Raw genomic sequence first — 16876 nt, forward strand, 5'->3', positions numbered from 1 at the left:
CACCGTCGTACTCGAGGTGGACCACCCGGCGACGGCCGAGAACCCTCTCACGTGGTGTGATGGCTTGCTGATCGCCCGGCCCCCGCTGTAGGAAGGCCGTATGTCCGTCGAAGGTGAGCGCCCGGCCGTCGACCACAGGGTGGAGGACGCCCTTTGGGCAGCGAGGAAGTACTACCTGCACGGCATCACGATGGACACGATCGCCAGGGAGCTGGGCGCCTCACGCTCGACCGTGTCCCGGCTGCTCGCCTACGCGCGCGACGCCGGCCTGGTCGAGATCCGCGTGATGCCGCCCCGCACGCGGTCGACACGGAGTGAGGCGGATCTCGCCGGCCGGTACGGCGTGCAGACGCATGTGGTTCCCGTGCCCACCACGGCGTCGACGGTGGAACGGCTGGAGCGTTGTGCCGTGTACACCGCGCGGCTGCTCACGTCAGTGTTCGACTCCGACATGATCATCGGCTTGTCGTGGGGCACGATGGTGAACGCGATCAGCCGGTGCCTGGTGCCCAAGGAGACCGCGAACTGCCAGATCGTGCAGCTGAACGGGCTCGGCAACGCCCGCACGACCGGCGTGCACTACGCGGGCGCCATGCTGAGCGCGTTCGGGGCGGCGTTCGGCGCCTACGTCCAGCAGTTCCCGGTGCCGCTGTTCTTCGACTCGCCGCGGACCAAGGAGATGCTGCTGCGCGAGCGGAGCGTACGACGGGTCGTCGAGCTGCAGCACAGCTGCGACGCGGTGCTGTTCAGCCTGGGCACCGTGGCCGACGGGATGCCCAGCAGCCCCTACCTGAGCGGGTACTTCCTCGACGAGGACGACTTCGCCTCGCTCGCCGAAGACGGCGCCGTGGGCGACATCGCCACGTCGTTCTACCGGCTGGACGGATCACACGAGGGCATCAGGTTCAACGCCAGGACGAGTGGACCCGACCTCGACCAGATCCGGCACGTGAAGCACCGGATCTGCGCGGTGTCGGGTGATCACAAGATCGACGCCCTGCACGCGGCGCTCGTGGGCGGCTACGTCACAGAGCTCGTGGTCGACGAGATCACAGCCCACGGTCTGCTGGAGCGGTATGCCTGAGCGCGGGCGCCGTGCCGTCGTCCGCACCCTCGCCGCTGTCGGTGAAGGGAACGCTGCGGCCGTCCCGCACCCCCAGCGCGCCGGCGATCGCGATGGCGCACATGACCACCATCAGCGCGGAGATCGCCCAGGTGCCCTGCGTGCGCGCGGTCAGGAACGCCGCGATGAACGGCAGGGTGCCGCCCGCCACCGCGGCGGCCAGCTCCCGGCTGGCGGCCACTCCGGTGAAACGCACTCTGGTCGGGAACTGCTCCGGCAGCATGGACGCCTGCGAGCCCAGCATCAGGTCGTTCGCGAACGTCAGGACGACGACCATGGCGAGCCAGACCAGGATCACGTTCCCGGTGTCGAGCAACCAGAAGAACGGGAACGCGGCGACGGCGCACAGCACGGCCCCGGCGACGAACACCGGCTTGCGGCCGAAGCGATCCGCCAGCGCGCCCGACAGCGGGAGCGTGACGAGCTTGATCGTGTTGGCCACGAGCAGGCCACCGGTGGCGACGGCCGCCGCCAGGCCGACGTTGTCGGTCACGTAGGAAAGCGCGTAGACACTCGGGATGTACGTGGCGACGTTCGGCCCGACGCTGAGCAGGAAGCCCTTCAGCAGCGAACCCGGCGCCTCCCGCAGGACCTCGAGGATGGGCGCGTTGCTCCGGTTGCCGGCCTTGACGGTCTCGGTGAACGCCGGCGTCTCGTCGACCCGTGACCTGATGTAGAGCCCGATGGGCAGGATCAGGATGCTGACGAGGAAGGGCACGCGCCAGCCCCAGCTCAGGAACGCGTCCTGGGGCAGCCACGTGAACGGGGTGAACACCAGGGTGGCGAGGATGACGCCGAGCGCGTTGCCCGTGGGCGGGATGGCGGCGAACAACCCGCGCCGGCCAGGGGGAGCGTGCTCGGCGGCCATGAGCGCGCCGCCCGCGTACTCGGCGCCCGCGCCGAGACCCTGCGTCACCCGCAACAGCACCAGGATCACGGGCGCGGCGACGCCGATCGACCGGTAGTCGGGGATCAGGCCGATCGCCGTCGAGGAGAGGGCCATCACCGTCAACGTCACGACGAGCACGAAACGCCGCCCGTACCGGTCGCCGAGATGGCCGAACAGCAGCCCGCCGATGGGGCGGGCGAAGAACCCGACCGCGAACGTGCCCAGCGACGCCAGCGTCGCTGCGAGCGGGTCGCCCGCCGGGAAGAACACCTTGTTGAACACCAGCGCGGCCGCGGTGCCGTACAACATGAAGTCGTACCACTCCAGCGCGGTCCCGATGGTGCTCGCGGAGACCACGCGGCGGATCATCGGCCGTCTCCCGTCCGTCCGCTCGCGACGGGGAGCCGCTCGGCGTGCGGGCCGAGATAGGCGCCACCGTCGACCAGCCGCCGCTGCAGCGCGTGCACGTCGACGTGCCGCGGCGCGACGCCGGCGGCGACCGCCAATGCCGCGCCGACCCCGGCGGCCTCGCCCATCGCGAACGAGGGCGGCATCACCCGCACCGCGGCCAGCGCCTCGTGGGTGGCGGAGATGCACCGACCGGCCACGAGGACACCGTCGAGCTCGGCGGGGAGCAGGCTGCGGAAGGGGATCTCGTAGATGTTCGCCGTCGGCGGTATGCCGTCCTCGAACGGGCCGTCGCCGCTGACCGGGCTGTGAATGTCGACGGGGTAGCCTGCCACGGCGATGACGTCGTCGAAGTGCCTGCCGTCGATGAGGTCCTCCAAGGTCAGGACGTACTCGCCGACGATACGCCGGCTCTCGCGCACGCCGACGGTCGCGGCGGTGTCGAGCAGCTTGGCCTCCTCGAGGCCGGGCAGGTTCTCGTGGAAGAACGTCATCAGCTGGCTCACCTGCCGCCGGCCGAGCACTTCGGCGCGGGTCAGGTCGCCGGCGTCGGTGCCGTTCATGCCGAGCACCCTGGTCGTGTTGATCCGCCAGACGCCCGGCTCCAGCGTCTTGAACAGCTGGACGCCACGGCGCGGTATCGGGAACCTGCCCTCCCGCCGGGCCCGCTCGACGATGCCCTGGTAGGGGAACAGCTCGTCAGGGTGCGCGTCCTGGTAGGCCTGCACCTTGGCGTCGTCGACGTTCGACACCCGGAAGAACACCGTCATCGGCTGCACTTCGCCGTCGGCCGACCGGCCGTACTCGTAGGCGGCGCCCCCGCGTGCCGCCACATCGCCGTCGCCCGAGCAGTCCACCGTGACGGTGGCGGGCACCAGCGCCAGCCCGCTCTTGTTCGCGACGACGACGCCGGTGACCCGCCCGTCCTCCACCGCGGTGTCGGCGACGAAGCTGTGCAGCAGCAGCTCGACGCCGGCCTCCAGGCACATCTCCATCGCGGCCTGCTTGGCGGCCTCGGGGTCGAACGGCGTGACGGCTTCATGCCCGAAGACCATGAACCCGGAGTACTGGCTGCCCGCCTTGGTACGCGAGGGGTGGACCGCTCCGCCGGCGGTCTCCATCCTGCGGACGAACTCGTCGAAGATGCCGCGGACGAGCTGGGTGCGGCCGTCGAGGGAGAAGGATGTCATGCACGGCCCGACCAGCCCGGCGGTCAGGTTCCCGCCGAGGAAGCCGAACCGCTCGATGATCCGTACGGATGCTCCGGCTCGGGCGGCCGCGATCGCAGCCGCCAGACCTGCGGGCCCACCACCTACGACGAGGACGTCGGTGGCATCGCTGATCGGGATGTCGCGCGCATAGCGGAGGGTACTCACAGGTACTCCTTGGTGCAGTGCTTGGGGGTTGTTGCGCCACTGTGACGTGCCTGTGAACGGATGGTCAACAGTTGTGCACGAACGTGCACGGTGCACGTTCAGCAGGCGATATGCCCCTTGCACCCGGCCACAGACCAGGCGATCTGTGGCCGGAGAACAAGCCGGTGTCGGCGTCTTCTGTGGTCGGCGGCGGCCGACTGGCCGACGCCTCAGAAACGTCTACGCCGGGATTCCTGCGGAACTCATTCGGCGAGCTGGTCGGTCACGGTCTTGGGGTTCGGGGCCTTGACGGACACCTTGCCGCCCCATCCGGAGTAGCGGGTGTCGACGGAGATGATGCCGCCCTCGAAATCGGAGAAATCGTCCGTGACGTCCTTGGCCCGGTATGAGGTCGACAACTTGGCGACCAGGCCGGCCGAGTTCAGCGTCAGCGTGTAGGAGATCTCCGTGTCATCGGCCCAGTCGGCGAGAACCGTGCCGGAGAACCACGGCGAGACCTTGGCCAGGTCGGAGAAAGTGATCTTACCGGTGATCTTGTTGCCGGCCTTCGTGCCGTTCTTCACCAGCGCGGAAAGCGTCGCGAGCTCGGCCGGGTTGAGGATCTGCCCGTAGATGGTGGGCAGCGCGCCGCCACCCTCGGACGCGTACCAGGTCTTGCCCTTCGGCAGCTCGTAGACGGCGCCGGAGTAGTACGTGGTGTCGCCGGCGGAGACGATGCGGTACCTCTCGTCGTCCCATGTGGAGCCCCTGAGGTCGTAGCCGGCGACCCCCTTCTTGCCGAACTGCAGCACGCCTTCGCCGGTGTCGGCCTGCAACGTGTAGACGCCGTCGGACCAGTTGGACACCTCGGTGAAGTGCACGCCGTGCCCGGAGACCAGCTTGGCCTTGAGCGACCGTACGGGATCCGGGGCGGCTGCCTGGGCGGGCGGCGCAGATATCAGGAGAGCGGCGGCAAGCACCGATAAAGCACTGATTGTCTTGTTCATGGCCAGCGATCATGCCGCAGCAGGATCACGGCGCGGCCAACAGGAGGCAACAGCAGCGCGAGCGACCACACACGGCTGCGGCGCGCTCTGGAGGCGTGGGTGTACGACGTCAGGAAGGCCTGCGGACCCTGTTCGCCGTGGTCCTCGCCGACACCGCGAACGAGGGCGTGGTACGAGTCCACTGGTCCTGGCCGACACCGCGGAGGAAGGCGACATCGGCGATGCGCTCGGCGGCAGACCCGGTGCAGAGGTCGAGGGCAGTTCACCACTCGGAGATCGAGCCGCCCCGCCGAGCGTCCTCGTCGAGAGTGGTTGACGCGGAACGAATCTTGCCGCGTTTGCGGCCACACTGGGTCCATGCTGGACACTTCCGCCCGCCTGCTCAAGCTGCTGTCGCTGCTGCAGGCGCACCGCGACTGGTCGGGACCCGAGCTGGCCACCCGGCTCGGGGTCTCGACCAGGACGATCCGCAACGACGTGGAGCGCCTGCGCTCGCTCGGCTACCCCGTGCACGCCACGCCGGGGGTGGCGGGCGGCTACCGGCTCGGGGCGGGGGCGGCGCTGCCGCCGCTGCTGCTCGACGACGAGGAGGCCGTCGCGGTGGCGGTGGGGCTCGGCCGGGCCGCGGGCGGCGGCGTCGTGGGCATCGAGGAGACCTCGGTGCGCGCGCTGGCCAAGCTGGAGCAGGTGCTGCCGGCGCGGCTGCGGCGGCGGGTCAACACGCTCAACGCCTACACCGTGCAGATCCTCGGCCCGGCGCCGTCCGTCTCGCCCGAGGTACTGACCGCGATCGCGAACGCGGCCCGCGACCGCGAGCGGCTGCGGTTCGGCTACACCGGGCACGACGGCGGACGGAGCGCGCGCGACGTGGAGCCGTACCGGCTGGTGCACCGGCGCGGGCGCTGGTACCTGGTGGGCTACGACGTGGAGCGGGGCGGCTGGCGGACGTTCCGGGTGGACCGGGTGAGTCCGCGCACGCCGTCCGGACCCCGGTTCACGCCCCGCGAGCTGCCGGGGGACGGCGACGTGGCGGCGTACGTGGAGAAGGGGCTGAACACGGCGATGTGGCGGCACCGCGCGACGGTGCTGCTGCACGCCCCGGCCGAGCGGATCCGGACGCTCCGGACCGGCGTGGAGGTCGAGCCGATGGACGACGCCACCTGCCTGGCCCGGCTGGGCGGCGACGACCTGGAGGGCATGGCGGTGTGGATCGGGTTCCTCGGCGTGGACTTCGAGGTGCTGGACTCCCCTGAGCTGACCGAGCAGGTACGGCTGCTGGCCGAGCGCTACCACCGGGCGGTCAGCCGCCGGTAAGCCCTCCGTCAGCGTCCCCGGCGATGCTCAGGCCATGCAGAACATGACGCACGTCGCAGGCGGCAAGGACGACTTCCAGCTGGTCACCCACCTGACCCTGACCGGCTCCCAGGTCGAGATCGGCCGGGCGCTCACCGAGGAGGCCCGCCGGCTCGGCTGGGCGCCCACGCCCGCCGACCCGATCGTCAACCGCGCCCGCAGGGCCTGGTTCGAACGGCACTGGCCGCAGCACCACGCCCGCATGGACGGAGCGGCGGCGGCACTCGGCCTCGACCCCGACCAGGACGAACTGGCGCTCGACGGCCTCAACTACATCCCCGAGGGCTCCGGCTGCTCGGCCCTGTGGATCCCGCCGTCGGCCGCCTCGGACGGCCACGGCCGCGTGGGCCGCAACTACGACTTCTTCCCGTGGACCACCAGCGAGGTCATGGGCGCCGCGCCCGGGCCGAACGAGCTGCCCATGGCCTCGCGCCCGTACGTCATCACGACCGTGCCCGACGAGGGCCTGGCCTCCACCGTGATCACCATGAACGACCTCGACGGCTGCATGGACGGCGTCAATTCGGCCGGCCTCGCGGTCATGCTGCTGGTCGCCGACTTCGCCAGCGCCGCGCCGCCGGAGACCGTCGCGCCGCAGGTCGGGGTGGGCAGCGTGCAGCTGCCCCGGTTCCTGCTCGACACGTGCGAGAACGTCGAGCAGGCCAAGCAGGCGCTGCTGGGCGCCAAGCAGTACGACCACGGCCTGCCGCTGCACTACCTGGTGGCCGACGCGAACGGCAAGGCGTTCGTGTGGGAGCGGGGCCGCGACGGCAGCGAGCACATCGTCGAGTTCGGCGACGGACCGCTCTGCGTCACCAACCACCTGCTGCATCGCCACCCCGACCCGATGGACCTGCCCGAGGACACCGAGGGCAGCTTCTTCTCCTTCGGCCGACTGCGCACCCTCCACGAGCGCAGCAAGGGCGTCACGATGTCGGCCGACGACCTGCGCGAGAGCCTGCGCGCGGTCCAGCAGGCCGAGAACCCCGACCTGCCGTTCCGCACGCTGTGGACCACGATCTTCGACACCGCCGACCGTACGCTGTCGGTCCGCTTCCACCTGGGCGACGGCAGGGGCTACTCCGAGGAGCTGCTCTTCCCCGCCTCCGCCAGGTAGGCCTCGCGCACCCGCGACCGCGACAGCTTGCCGGTCGGGGTGCGCGGGAGCTCGTCGCGGTATTCGATCACCCTCGGGTGCTTGAACCGGGCGATGCGCGGCCCGCAGTGCTCCAGCAGCCCGGCGGTCAGCTCGGGGCCGGCCTTGACCTCCTCGACGGGCTGCACGAGCGCGACGACGTTCTGCCCCCACTCCTCGTCGGGCACCCCGATGACCGCCACGTCGGCCACCGCGGGATGTTCGAGCAGGGCGGCCTCGATCTCGGCGGGGTAGATGTTCACCCCGCCGGAGATGATCAGGTCGGTGCGCCGGTCGCACAGGAACAGGTAGCCGTCCTCGTCGAGGTAGCCGATGTCGCCGGGGGCGTACCACTCCCCCAGCATGCTGGCGGCCGTCTTGGCCGGGTCTTTCCGGTATTCGAACGTGCCGAGAGTCGACTTGACGTAGATCATGCCGGGCTCGCCGGGCGGCAGCTCCTTGCCCGCCTCGTCATGGATCTTCGCCTCGAACGTGGGCGCGGGCCGGCCGACGGTGCCGGGCCTGGCCAGCCAGTCGTGCGGTTTGACGGAGAACGCGATCGTGGACTCGGTCGAGCCGTAGTACTCGTACAGCACCGGGCCCCACCAGTCCATGATCTTCTGCTTGACCGCGACCGGGCAGGCGGCGGCGGTGTGGATGACCTGGCGCAGGCTCGACACGTCGTACCGGGCCTTGACCTCCTCCGGCAGCTGCAGCATCCGGTGGAACATGGTCGGCACCATCATCGCGTTGCCGACGCGGTGGCGCTCGATCAGCTCCAGGATGCCGACCGGGTCGAACCGGGGCGCGATGACCACGGTGTGGCCCAAGTGGAGCGCGAACTGGGTGTGGGCGCAGGGCGAGGAGTGGTACATCGGCGAGGTGACCAGGTGCACGTCGTCGCCGGGCCCGAGGTCGACGACCTCGCCGAGGAACCAGGTGTACATCGGCACGATCGCCTCCGGCTCCGCGCCGGGCAGCGGCCGCTGCACGCCCTTGGGGAAGCCGGTGGTGCCGGAGGTGTACCACATGACGGCCCCCGACGTACGGCCGGCGGGCGCGTCCGACGGTTGGCCCTCGGCCAGGCCGGCGGTGCCGACCTCGGCCCCCGGCACGGTGGCGGCGTACTCGGGCCCGGCGACCACGACCTTGGCGTCGCAGTCGGCCACGATGTACGCGATCTCGGCGGCGGTCAGGTGCCAGTTGATCGGCACGTAGTAGAGCCCGATCTGACCGGTCGCCATGAGCATGACGACGGCGTCGAGGCCGTTGGGCAGCACGCCCGCCACCACGTCGCCGGTGGTCAGCCCGCGGGCGCGCAGCCCGTGGGACACCTGGTTGACGCGGGCGAGCAGGTCGCCGTACGTGGTCTCGGACCCGTCGGCGTCGATCACGGCGCGGCGGCCGGGGTCGGCTGCGGCGATGGCGTAGAAGCCGGGCAGCCCGCTGACCTCCATCACAGCTCCAGCAGGTCGGCGAGGCGGGCACGGTGGATGCGCGGCGGGCCCAGCAGCACCTCGTCGGCCTTGGCCCGCTTGTAGAACAGGTGGGCGTCGTGCTCCCAGGTGTAGCCGACACCGCCGTACAGCAGCAGGTGGTCGCGGGCCACCTCGAAGCAGGCCCGCCCGACGTACGCCTGGGCGAGTGCGGCGGCGCCGGGCAGCTCGCCGGGCGACTCGTCGGCGGCCCAGGCGGCGTAGCGGACGATCGACTCGGCCTGTTCGAGCTTGCCGTGCATGTCGGCGAGCTTGTGCTTGACGCCCTGGTAGGAGCCGATGTAGCGGCCGAAGGCGACGCGGATCTTGGCGTAGGCCACGATGGCGTCGAGCGCCGCCCGCATCACGCCGAGCTGCTCGGCGGCCAGCGCCACGCACAGCCGGTCGGCGATGCCCGACTCCGGCGCCGGGCCGAGCGCCCGCGCCGGCGCGCCGTCGAGCACCACCTTCGCCTGGCCGCGGGTGAGGTCGAGGGTCTCCAGCGGATCGCGGCGCACGCCGGGGGCCGCCAGCTCGACGCAGACCAGGACCAGGCCGTCGCCGGTACGGGCGGGGGCCACCAGCACGTCGGCCTCCATGCCGCTGAGCACCCGCGGCAGCGTGCCGCGCGCGGACGTGCCGTCGAAGAGCACCTCGGTCTCGTCGAGCGTGGCCGTGACGCGGCCTTCGGCGATGCCGGTCAGCAACTCCTTGTCGGGCACGAGAGTTGTGGCGATGGCGGCGAACGCGGTGGCCAGGAACGGTCCGGGCAGCAGCGCGGCGCCGGTCTCCTCCAGCGCGACGGCGAGCTCGGCCATGCCGGCGCCCGCGCCGCCGTACTCCTCGGGGATGATCAGGCCGGACAGGCCGAGCTCGCCGTTGAGCCGGGCGTACACCTGGGGGTCGTAGCCCTCGCGGACCTTGGGCAGCGGCGAGGCGCCGCGCAGGAAGCCGCGCACGGCCTCGCGCAGCTCCCGCTGTTCGGGGCTGAGTACGAGCTTCACGCCTGGGTCCCCACCTTCAGGTCCTTGAACGGCACGTTCTTGTCCACCCGCGGCTCCGGCGGCAGGCCGAGCACGCGGTCACCGACGATGTTGCGCATGATCTCGTTGGTGCCGCCGCCGAGCGCCATCCCGGGGGCGGTGGCGATCAGGCGGGAGAGCGGATGGTCGGCCAGCACCGCCTCGGGGCCGACGAGCCGGGTGGCGAGGTCGGCCTGGAAGAGGGTCAGCTCGGCGAGCAGCAGCTTGGCGGCGCTGCCGCGCGCGCCGGGGAAGACGCCGGCCTCGGTCTCCTGCGCCAGCCGCTGGTTGAACAGCGCCAGCGCGCGGCTGCGGATGTGCAGCTCGACGAGCTGGTCGCGGACGTACGGGTCGCTCGTGTCGACCATCGTGCGCAGCGCCTCCAGCGCGGCCGGGTTGTCCTTCTGGCCGCCCATGCCGACGCCCGAGGAGATCGACAGCCGCTCGTGCAGCAGCGTCGTGACGGCAACGCTCCAGCCGTCGTGGACCTCGCCGACGCGGTGCTCGTCGGGGATGGTGACGTCGTCGAAGAAGACCTCGTTGAAGTTGGCCCTGCCCGACATGTCCTTCAGCGGCCTGACGGTCACGCCCGGATGGTGCATGTCCACCACGAACATGGTCAGCCCCTTGTGCTTGGGCACCTCCACGTCGGTGCGGGCCAGCAGCAGCCCCCAGTCGGCGTGGTGGGCGACGGAGGTCCACACCTTCTGGCCGTTGACGACCCAGTGGTCGCCGTCGCGCACGGCCCTGGTCTGCAGGGCGGCGACGTCGCTGCCCGCCCCGGGCTCGGAGAACAGCTGGCACCAGATCTCCTCGCCGCGCAGCAGCGGCCGCAGGAACCGCTCGCGCTGGGCGTCGGTGCCGCGATCGAGGATCGTCGGCCCGGTCATGCCGAGGCCGATCGAGAAGACGTAGGTGGGGAGGCTGTAGTCGCGGGCCTCCGCGGCGAACGCGCGCTCCTCCGCCTCGGTCAGCCCCTGGCCGCCCCAGCGCCGCGGCCAGGTGATGCCGGAGTATCCGGCGTCGTGGAGTCTGGCCATGAAGTCTTTGGCGCGGGTGACCGCGCCGGTCTCCGGGTGGTCGTCCGACGGAGCGTTCTCCTGCAGCCAGGCCCGGGCCGCGCGGCGATACTCGACAAGATTCACATCGACTCCTCGGCATCAGTGCTCACTTACTCTAAGTCAGCCCGCCGAGGCCCGTACAGAGCAATGCTCTGGAAGGTCTTTAGCCGGATTTGTCGAGGAATCTCCCTTAATTCGGGCAGGAAGTGCGTACTGTGATCACCTGATCACGGGGGGATGAAATGTGATCACTCGGCTGGGCCGTTCCATTCGTGCGCGACTGGCGCTGTTCGCCAGCATCGCCATGGCACTGCTCTGCCTGGTCACCAGCTCGCTGCTGCTGTGGTCGGCACAGGGCGCGCTCATGGACATCCGGACGAACGAGGTCATCGGCAGCGCGCTGCGCGTGGTGCACCTGATCAAGGAGCATGAGCGGCCGCCGCCCTTGGTCGACCTGGACCCGCACAGCGTCCAGGCGGTCGACGAGAACGGCCGGGTGGTGTCCGCGACGCCCAACCTGCGGGGCATGCCGCGCGTGACGAACCTGGCCCCCGCCGCCGGCAGCGCCAGCCGCATCGGCCCTCTGTGCGACGTGCCGCAGTTCCACGGGGAGTGCCAGATCATGGTCGCCTTCCGCGTGTACCGCAACGACGGCGACTGGATCGTCTACGCCTTCGGCGCCAGGCCGCCGTGGTACGTCAACGCCTCCACGCTCGTCCTGCTGGCCGGGGGCTCGACGGCGCTCGTGGTGCTGGCCTGGTTCGGAGCCTCGCGGATGGTCGCCAAGACGCTCTCGCCGGTCGACAACATCACCGCCCGGCTCGCCGAGATCACCGCCGGCAACGGCGGGATGCGCGTGCCCGTGCCGGAGAACGCCGACGAGATCAGGGCGCTCGCCGAGACGGCCAACCAGACGCTCGCCCGGCTGGAGCAGGCGGTCGAGCAGCAGCGCAGGTTCGCCTCCGACGCCTCCCACGACCTGCGCAGCCCGCTGACCGCCATGCGCGCCGAGCTGGAGGAGGCCATGCTGGCCCCCGACGAGACCGACTGGCGCGAGACCGGGACCCGGCTGCTGACAAGCCTCGACCGGCTGCAGAACATCGTCACCGACCTGCTCACGCTGACCAGGCTGGACGCGGGGGCGCCCGGGCACCTGGAGCCGGTGGACCTGGCCGAGCTGGTCAAGTCGGAGACGGAGCGGACGCGCGGCAAGAAGGTCGTCACCTCGCTGCAGCCCGGCGTGGTCGTCACCGCCGACCGGCTCCGGCTGAGCCGCCTGCTGACGAACCTGCTGGACAACGCCGAACGGCACGCCGAGAGCACGATCATCGTGGCCGTGCGGCAGTCTCGCGGGGAGGCGATGCTGGAGGTGCAGGACGACGGCGCGGGCGTCGCCCCGGAGCACCGCGAGGTCGTGTTCCAGCGGTTCACCCGGCTGGACGCCTCCCGCAACCGCGACGCGGGCGGCACCGGCCTCGGCCTGCCCATCGCGCGGGAGATCGCGCACGCTCACGGCGGCGTGCTGCGCATCGAGGACTGCGACAAGGGCGCCCGTTTCGTCCTCCGGATTCCAGTAAGGGATGCCTGATCCCTGTTTCCGCCCACTGCTACCATGATCAACCCGAGCGGGATTCCGGCGCGTACTGGATCGGTACATGCCCGGTTTGTCCTACGAATAACTATGAGTCAGAAGTTAGAGTTACCCGCTGTGACAACAGGTTTCAGCCGATTACGGCGCGAGGATTTGCTGAAAACGGCCTGCGAGGTGATCGCGGAGCAGGGGTTCGGGCACACCAGGACCATCGACATCGCCAAGGCGGCCGGCGTGAGCCAGGCGCTGCTCTTCTACCACTTCGAGACCAAGGAGCGGCTGTTCGCCCAGGCGTTCGGCTACGCCGCGCGCCAGCACCTGAACGCCCTGGCCGGTCTCGAAAGCTCCGCGGGCACGCCCCTGGACCGCCTGCGCTCCCTGCTCAGGCTCTGCTCGCCGGCGATCCCCACCGAGGGCTGGCGGTTGTGGATCGACGCCTGGTCGGAGGCCATGCGCAGCGCCGAGCTGGAGGAGATCTCGCGCCGCATCGACGCCCGGGGACGTGCGCTGATGCGCGGCATCATCGAGGCCGGCGTCGACTGCGGACAGTTCGCCTGCGCCGACCCCGACGCGACGTCGTGGCGGTTGTTCGCCCTCATCGACGGCCTGGCCGTCCAGACGCACCTGCACCCCAAGGTGCTCTCGCGCCGCCGGGTCAACGGGCTCATCCGGGCGGCGGCGTCGTACGAGCTGGGGGTTTCGGTGGAGGCCCTGTGACGGGCCTGCGGGCGAGCAGCACCTCGGTCACCGTCCGCAGCTCCCAGGTGCCCGAGGGGTTCAGCGCGAGCAGCTCCCGCCTGGCGGCCTCGGTGAAGGCCGCCAGCCGGTCGCCGAGCCGGGCGGGCGTGGAGTAGGAGTACGACAGCTGCAGGCCCACGATCTCCTCGACCCCGTACGTCAGGCGCTCGGTGTAGCACGTCACGTCGAGGTCGCGGAACGGCGAGGTGACCAGCACGTCGTCGTGGTGCTCGCCGGTCGCCTGGTAGGAGTCCGACGCGGTCAGCGTGTTGACGCCGAACTCCTCGCGCAGCCGCCGCATGGCCGGCTCCCACGGCTCCTCGGGGTCGTCGTGGCGGGACGGCCCGACCAGCGCCACGACACCGCCGGGCGGCAGCAGCTCGTCGAGGGCCGCCAGCACCGCGCGGCGGTCCGTCCAGTGGAACGACCGCCCCATGACGACGTGGCCGAACGGCGGCAGCGCGCGCAGCGCCGTGGAGTCGCCCCTGATCCAGCGGATGTTCGGCACGGCCGCCGCCAGGCGTTCGCCCTCGGCGAGCATGCCGGCGTCGGGGTCGACGGCCAGCACCTCGCGGACGTGGCGGGCCAGCGGGACGGCGATCGTGCCGGGGCCGCAGCCGAGGTCGAGCACGGTGCTTTCAGGCCCGAACGCCGCCGCCAGCCGCTCGATCGCCGGCCCTGCGTGGCGGGGTCTGTATCGGGCGTAGTAGGGAGCCGCGCCGCCGAACAGGTCCTCCATGGATGGGACCATATACGGGTTCATGACGTGTCCGATGGAAGGTTTTGCTCTGTGAGGCGGCTACTCACGGTCCTGCTGCTCGCCTGCGCCACCGTGGGGCTGGCGCACACGCCGGCCCAGGCGCACAACGTGCTGATCGGCAGCGACCCCAAGGACGGAGCGACGCTGACGGCCTCGCCCGAGCGGGTGACGCTGGTGTTCGACCAGCTGGTGCGCCAGGGATACGCGCAGGTGGGCGTGACGGGGGCCGACGGGTCGGCGTGGGCCGACGGAGCGGCCGAGGTCGCGGCGGAGCGGGTGTCGGTCAAGGTCAAGCCGTTGCCCGCCGGGGGCACCTACGTCGTGGGCTACCGCATCCTGTCCGCCGACGGCCACCCGGTCACCGGCAAGATCACCTTCAGCCTGGCGCCGGACGCCTCCGGGGTGAGCACGGACACCACCAGCGCGGCGGCCGGGGACTCTGGGGCTGCGAATTCAGGAGCCGTGAGTTCAGGAGCCGTGAGTTCTGGGGCGGCCGCCGAGGCGGCGGCCAACGGCGGCGCGGGGATGGCCGTGGTGTGGATCGTGGGAGCGCTGCTCCTGCTCGCGGCCGGCACCGCCGTGGCCCTGCGCCGTTCCTCCTCCCCCGCGGCCGAGGGCTCCCCCGTGGCGGAGGGCTCCCCCGCGGTTGAGGGCTCCCCCGTGGTTGAGGGCGAGAGGACGGGCGTGTGACCGTCACCGCTGCTTCCGTGTCCTCCCGCCGGATCGGCGGGCGTGCGGTGGCCGGGGCGTTCGGCGTGTGCGCCGTGCTCGCGGCCGTGGCCGCGAGCACCCTCACCGCCCAGGACGCCGTGCCCGGCGTCCCCATGCCCGGCGTCGTGGTGACGTACGGGCTGCCGATCGTGCGGGTGCTGCTCGACGTGGCCGCCGTCGCCGTGGTCGGCCTCAGCCTGCTGCCCAAGCTGCTCGGCTTCGACGACCCCGAGCGCACCGAGCCCGTCATGCTGCGGGTGCGCCCGCTGGCGGTGACGGCCGCGTGGGCGTGGGCGATCTGCGCACTGCTCACCATCGTGTTCCAGACCGCCGAGCTCAACCCCGGCTCCGTGCCGACGTTCGGCATGATCGCCGCCTACGTCGATGACGTCGGCACCGGTCAGGGGCTGCTGTTCAGCGCGGCGTGCGCGCTCGCGGCGGCCGGCATCGGGCTGATGGCGGTGCGGTTCGGCGAGAAGGTGCCGGCCGAGCTGCGGATCATCGTGGCGTTGTTCGGGCTGCTGCCGATCCCGGTCACCGGTCACGCGGTCGACTCGGTCTGGCACGACCCCATCATGATCTCGATGGAGATCCACGTCATGGGAGCGGCGGCGTGGACCGGCGGGCTGGTGGCGCTGGCCGCGTTCGTGGCCCCGCACCGCGATCTGCTGGCCGTGGCGCTGCCGAAGTTCTCGAGGATCGCCACGGTGTGCCTGCTGCTCGTGGGGCTGTCCGGCCTCATCACGGGGCTCAGCACGATGGCGCTCACGCCGGGCGTGACGCTGCCCGACGCGATCGTGACCAGCCCCTACGGGCAGCTGGTCGTGGTCAAGACGGCGCTGGTGGCGCTGCTGGTGCCGCTGGCCGCCCACATCCGCTTCCGGCTGCTGCCCGCCATCCGGCAGCGCCGGGCCACCGCCCTGGTGGGCTGGGCGGTGGCCGAGGTGAGCGTGATGGGGCTGGCCTACGGCGTGGCCGTGGCGCTCACGCGCTCGTCGATCGTCTGACGGCTCAGGGGGTGACGGCGGCCGGGACGGTCGCGCGGGGCAACGGGGCCGCGGCCTCGCGCGGCCGGCGCCGGCTCGCGATCCACTCGACGGCCAGCCAGCAGACCAGCAGGCCGAGCCCGGCCCACACGGCCGACGCCGTGACCAGCGGGGGCGCGCCGAGCAGGCCGTCCTGGCCCTTGATCCAGCCGTACACCGGGCCCATGACGGCGCTCTGCGCCGCCAGCGCGCCGTACGCGCCGGCCGTGACCACGGCGGCGCCGAGCACCGCCCGCACGGCGGGCCGGCGCACCAGGAACGCCACGTCGACCAGCAGACCGGCGACGACCAGGAAGAACGGCACCGCCGACGGCGGGAAGCCGGTGAAGGTGAGCAGCGGCCAGGCCAGCGTCCTGAACCCGACGTAGGCGGCGGCCACGAGCGTCGCGGCGCCGAACCGGCCGATCAGCAGCCGGGCCACGACGAGCACGGACAGCCCGACGACCACGGCGTAGACCGGGTAGAGATAGTCGGGCACGGGCAGCGTGAAGCCGGCCATCATCGCCCGGTCGATCGGCCGGCCCATCTGGTCGGCCGCGAACTGCAGCAGGATCTGCTCGGCGTAGACGACCTTGTCGTCCCACGCGCCGAGCGACAGGATGCCGTACTCCTGGTGCTGCTCCGGGAAGTGCACGTTCTCCAGGAAGAACGCGAAGAACGCCCCCAGCACGACCACCCGCTCCCGCCCGGGCGGCGCCCCCATGAACCAGCCGCGGATCACACCCGCGATCATGAAGAACGTCCCGGCGTAGAGCATCATGTGGGACGGGCTCCACGAGGTGATGTCGAGGCCGTTGATGCGGTGGTTGATCAGGTCGAGCGGCACCGCGACGAGGAAGACTCCCGTGCCCCACTGGATGAGCCGCAGCGCGACCTTGTCGACACCGTAGCCGGTGTAGCCGTGGATGACGGTCAGCGCGACGACGATGACCGTGCCGACGGAGTTGAGCAGGTGGGGCGGGGCGAGGTCGTCGCGCAGCCACTTGAAGTGCCACGAGACGTCCCACGCCGAGCCCAGGACCTTGAGGGCGAACGCCACCAGCCAGCCGATGTAGAGCACCCTGAACAGATCCTGCGGCGTCTCACGGCCCGCCTGCCCCCGGGTCCAGTACGGCAGGGCCCAGGCGGCGGCTTTCTTGAACGATGCTGGAGACTTCACAGGACTGAATCTTACGGTGGCCGGCCCTGGACGCTGAGACGCC

The 16876-nt window shown here is 71.2% G+C and carries 15 protein-coding genes; 7 read left to right on the forward strand and 8 right to left on the reverse strand.

From position 1 onward, the window contains the following. Window positions 1–100: 100 nt before the first annotated feature. Window positions 101–1084 carry a sugar-binding transcriptional regulator gene (locus ACIBP6_RS27615; protein WP_397056670.1) on the forward strand — a complete coding sequence of 328 codons (984 nt, stop codon included), beginning with the start codon at window positions 101–103 and terminating at the stop codon, window positions 1082–1084. On the opposite strand, the gene ACIBP6_RS27620 is transcribed toward ACIBP6_RS27615, so the two are convergent. The 3 genes from ACIBP6_RS27620 to ACIBP6_RS27630 form a co-directional block, all read right to left on the reverse strand. Beyond that, window positions 1050–2381, reverse strand: coding sequence for an MFS transporter (locus ACIBP6_RS27620; RefSeq protein ID WP_397056672.1), 1332 nt, complete (start codon window positions 2379–2381; stop codon window positions 1050–1052). The genes ACIBP6_RS27615 and ACIBP6_RS27620 overlap by 35 nt on opposite strands. Beyond that, the gene (locus ACIBP6_RS27625; protein ID WP_397056674.1) at window positions 2378–3796 is read right to left on the reverse strand and encodes an FAD-dependent oxidoreductase; all 1419 of its coding nucleotides are present in this window, start codon (window positions 3794–3796) and stop codon (window positions 2378–2380) included. Before ACIBP6_RS27625 ends, ACIBP6_RS27620 begins: the two co-directional genes overlap by 4 nt. 242 nt (window positions 3797–4038) lie before the next feature. After that, window positions 4039–4782 (reverse strand): hypothetical protein, encoded by a 744-nt coding sequence (locus ACIBP6_RS27630; RefSeq protein ID WP_397056676.1) that lies wholly within the window; start codon window positions 4780–4782, stop codon window positions 4039–4041. Between the two features lie 357 nt (window positions 4783–5139). Here ACIBP6_RS27630 and ACIBP6_RS27635 point away from each other — a divergent pair, with 357 nt between their 5' ends. Beyond that, window positions 5140–6096 carry a helix-turn-helix transcriptional regulator gene (locus ACIBP6_RS27635; protein ID WP_397056678.1) on the forward strand — a complete coding sequence of 319 codons (957 nt, stop codon included), beginning with the start codon at window positions 5140–5142 and terminating at the stop codon, window positions 6094–6096. Between the two features lie 34 nt (window positions 6097–6130). After that, window positions 6131–7252, forward strand: coding sequence for a C45 family autoproteolytic acyltransferase/hydolase (locus tag ACIBP6_RS27640; protein WP_397056680.1), 1122 nt, complete (start codon window positions 6131–6133; stop codon window positions 7250–7252). Here the strand turns inward: ACIBP6_RS27640 and ACIBP6_RS27645 are convergent. From ACIBP6_RS27645 to ACIBP6_RS27655, 3 genes are read right to left on the reverse strand one after another with little or no spacing between them, the layout of a single operon-like run. Continuing rightward, on the reverse strand, window positions 7213–8727 hold the full coding sequence (locus ACIBP6_RS27645) for an AMP-binding protein (RefSeq protein ID WP_397056682.1): 1515 nt from the start codon (window positions 8725–8727) through the stop codon (window positions 7213–7215). The two genes, ACIBP6_RS27640 and ACIBP6_RS27645, sit on opposite strands and share 40 nt — an antisense overlap. Then, window positions 8727–9749, reverse strand: a complete 1023-nt coding sequence (locus ACIBP6_RS27650; RefSeq protein ID WP_397056684.1) for an acyl-CoA dehydrogenase family protein — start codon at window positions 9747–9749, stop codon at window positions 8727–8729. The genes ACIBP6_RS27645 and ACIBP6_RS27650 overlap by 1 nt, the downstream gene beginning before the upstream one ends. Beyond that, window positions 9746–10912, reverse strand: a complete 1167-nt coding sequence (locus ACIBP6_RS27655; protein WP_397056686.1) for an acyl-CoA dehydrogenase family protein — start codon at window positions 10910–10912, stop codon at window positions 9746–9748. Before ACIBP6_RS27655 ends, ACIBP6_RS27650 begins: the two co-directional genes overlap by 4 nt. A gap of 160 nt (window positions 10913–11072) precedes the next feature. Between ACIBP6_RS27655 and ACIBP6_RS27660 the strand changes: the two genes are divergently transcribed. Together ACIBP6_RS27660 and ACIBP6_RS27665 are read left to right on the forward strand one after the other, a co-directional pair. Further along, complete coding sequence (locus tag ACIBP6_RS27660) at window positions 11073–12416, forward strand: sensor histidine kinase (RefSeq protein WP_397056688.1); 1344 nt, start codon at window positions 11073–11075, stop codon at window positions 12414–12416. A gap of 120 nt (window positions 12417–12536) precedes the next feature. Continuing rightward, window positions 12537–13136, forward strand: coding sequence for a TetR/AcrR family transcriptional regulator (locus tag ACIBP6_RS27665; RefSeq protein ID WP_397056690.1), 600 nt, complete (start codon window positions 12537–12539; stop codon window positions 13134–13136). Here ACIBP6_RS27665 and ACIBP6_RS27670 read toward each other — a convergent pair. Then, complete coding sequence (locus ACIBP6_RS27670) at window positions 13084–13896, reverse strand: class I SAM-dependent methyltransferase (protein ID WP_397056692.1); 813 nt, start codon at window positions 13894–13896, stop codon at window positions 13084–13086. The two genes, ACIBP6_RS27665 and ACIBP6_RS27670, sit on opposite strands and share 53 nt — an antisense overlap. 51 nt (window positions 13897–13947) lie before the next feature. On the opposite strand from ACIBP6_RS27670, the gene ACIBP6_RS27675 reads away from it, so the two are divergent. Continuing rightward, complete coding sequence (locus ACIBP6_RS27675; protein ID WP_397056694.1) at window positions 13948–14607, forward strand: copper resistance protein CopC; 660 nt, start codon at window positions 13948–13950, stop codon at window positions 14605–14607. Then, window positions 14604–15635 (forward strand): copper resistance D family protein, encoded by a 1032-nt coding sequence (locus ACIBP6_RS27680; RefSeq protein ID WP_397056696.1) that lies wholly within the window; start codon window positions 14604–14606, stop codon window positions 15633–15635. The genes ACIBP6_RS27675 and ACIBP6_RS27680 overlap by 4 nt, the downstream gene beginning before the upstream one ends. Window positions 15636–15639: 4 nt before the next feature. Here the strand turns inward: ACIBP6_RS27680 and ACIBP6_RS27685 are convergent, their stop codons facing one another. Next, a complete protein-coding gene (locus ACIBP6_RS27685) occupies window positions 15640–16833 on the reverse strand; it encodes a hypothetical protein (RefSeq protein WP_397056698.1) in 1194 nt (397 codons plus the stop codon). Window positions 16834–16876: the final 43 nt, after the last annotated feature.

It is taken from the genome of Nonomuraea terrae, assembly GCF_044465245.1.
In the GTDB taxonomy this organism is placed as follows: Bacteria; Actinomycetota; Actinomycetes; order Streptosporangiales; family Streptosporangiaceae; genus Nonomuraea; species Nonomuraea terrae.

What these genes read in the sequence shown, in the direction of transcription:
- ACIBP6_RS27615 (WP_397056670.1), top strand. Translation starts at nt 101, where the DNA reads ATGTCCGTCGAAGGTGAGCGCCCGGCCGTCGACCACAGGGTGGAGGAC.
- ACIBP6_RS27620 (WP_397056672.1), bottom strand. Translation starts at nt 2,381, where the DNA reads ATGATCCGCCGCGTGGTCTCCGCGAGCACCATCGGGACCGCGCTGGAG.
- ACIBP6_RS27630 (WP_397056676.1), bottom strand. Translation starts at nt 4,782, where the DNA reads ATGAACAAGACAATCAGTGCTTTATCGGTGCTTGCCGCCGCTCTCCTG.
- ACIBP6_RS27635 (WP_397056678.1), top strand. Translation starts at nt 5,140, where the DNA reads ATGCTGGACACTTCCGCCCGCCTGCTCAAGCTGCTGTCGCTGCTGCAG.
- ACIBP6_RS27640 (WP_397056680.1), top strand. Translation starts at nt 6,131, where the DNA reads ATGCAGAACATGACGCACGTCGCAGGCGGCAAGGACGACTTCCAGCTG.
- ACIBP6_RS27645 (WP_397056682.1), bottom strand. Translation starts at nt 8,727, where the DNA reads ATGGAGGTCAGCGGGCTGCCCGGCTTCTACGCCATCGCCGCAGCCGAC.
- ACIBP6_RS27670 (WP_397056692.1), bottom strand. Translation starts at nt 13,896, where the DNA reads ATGGAGGACCTGTTCGGCGGCGCGGCTCCCTACTACGCCCGATACAGA.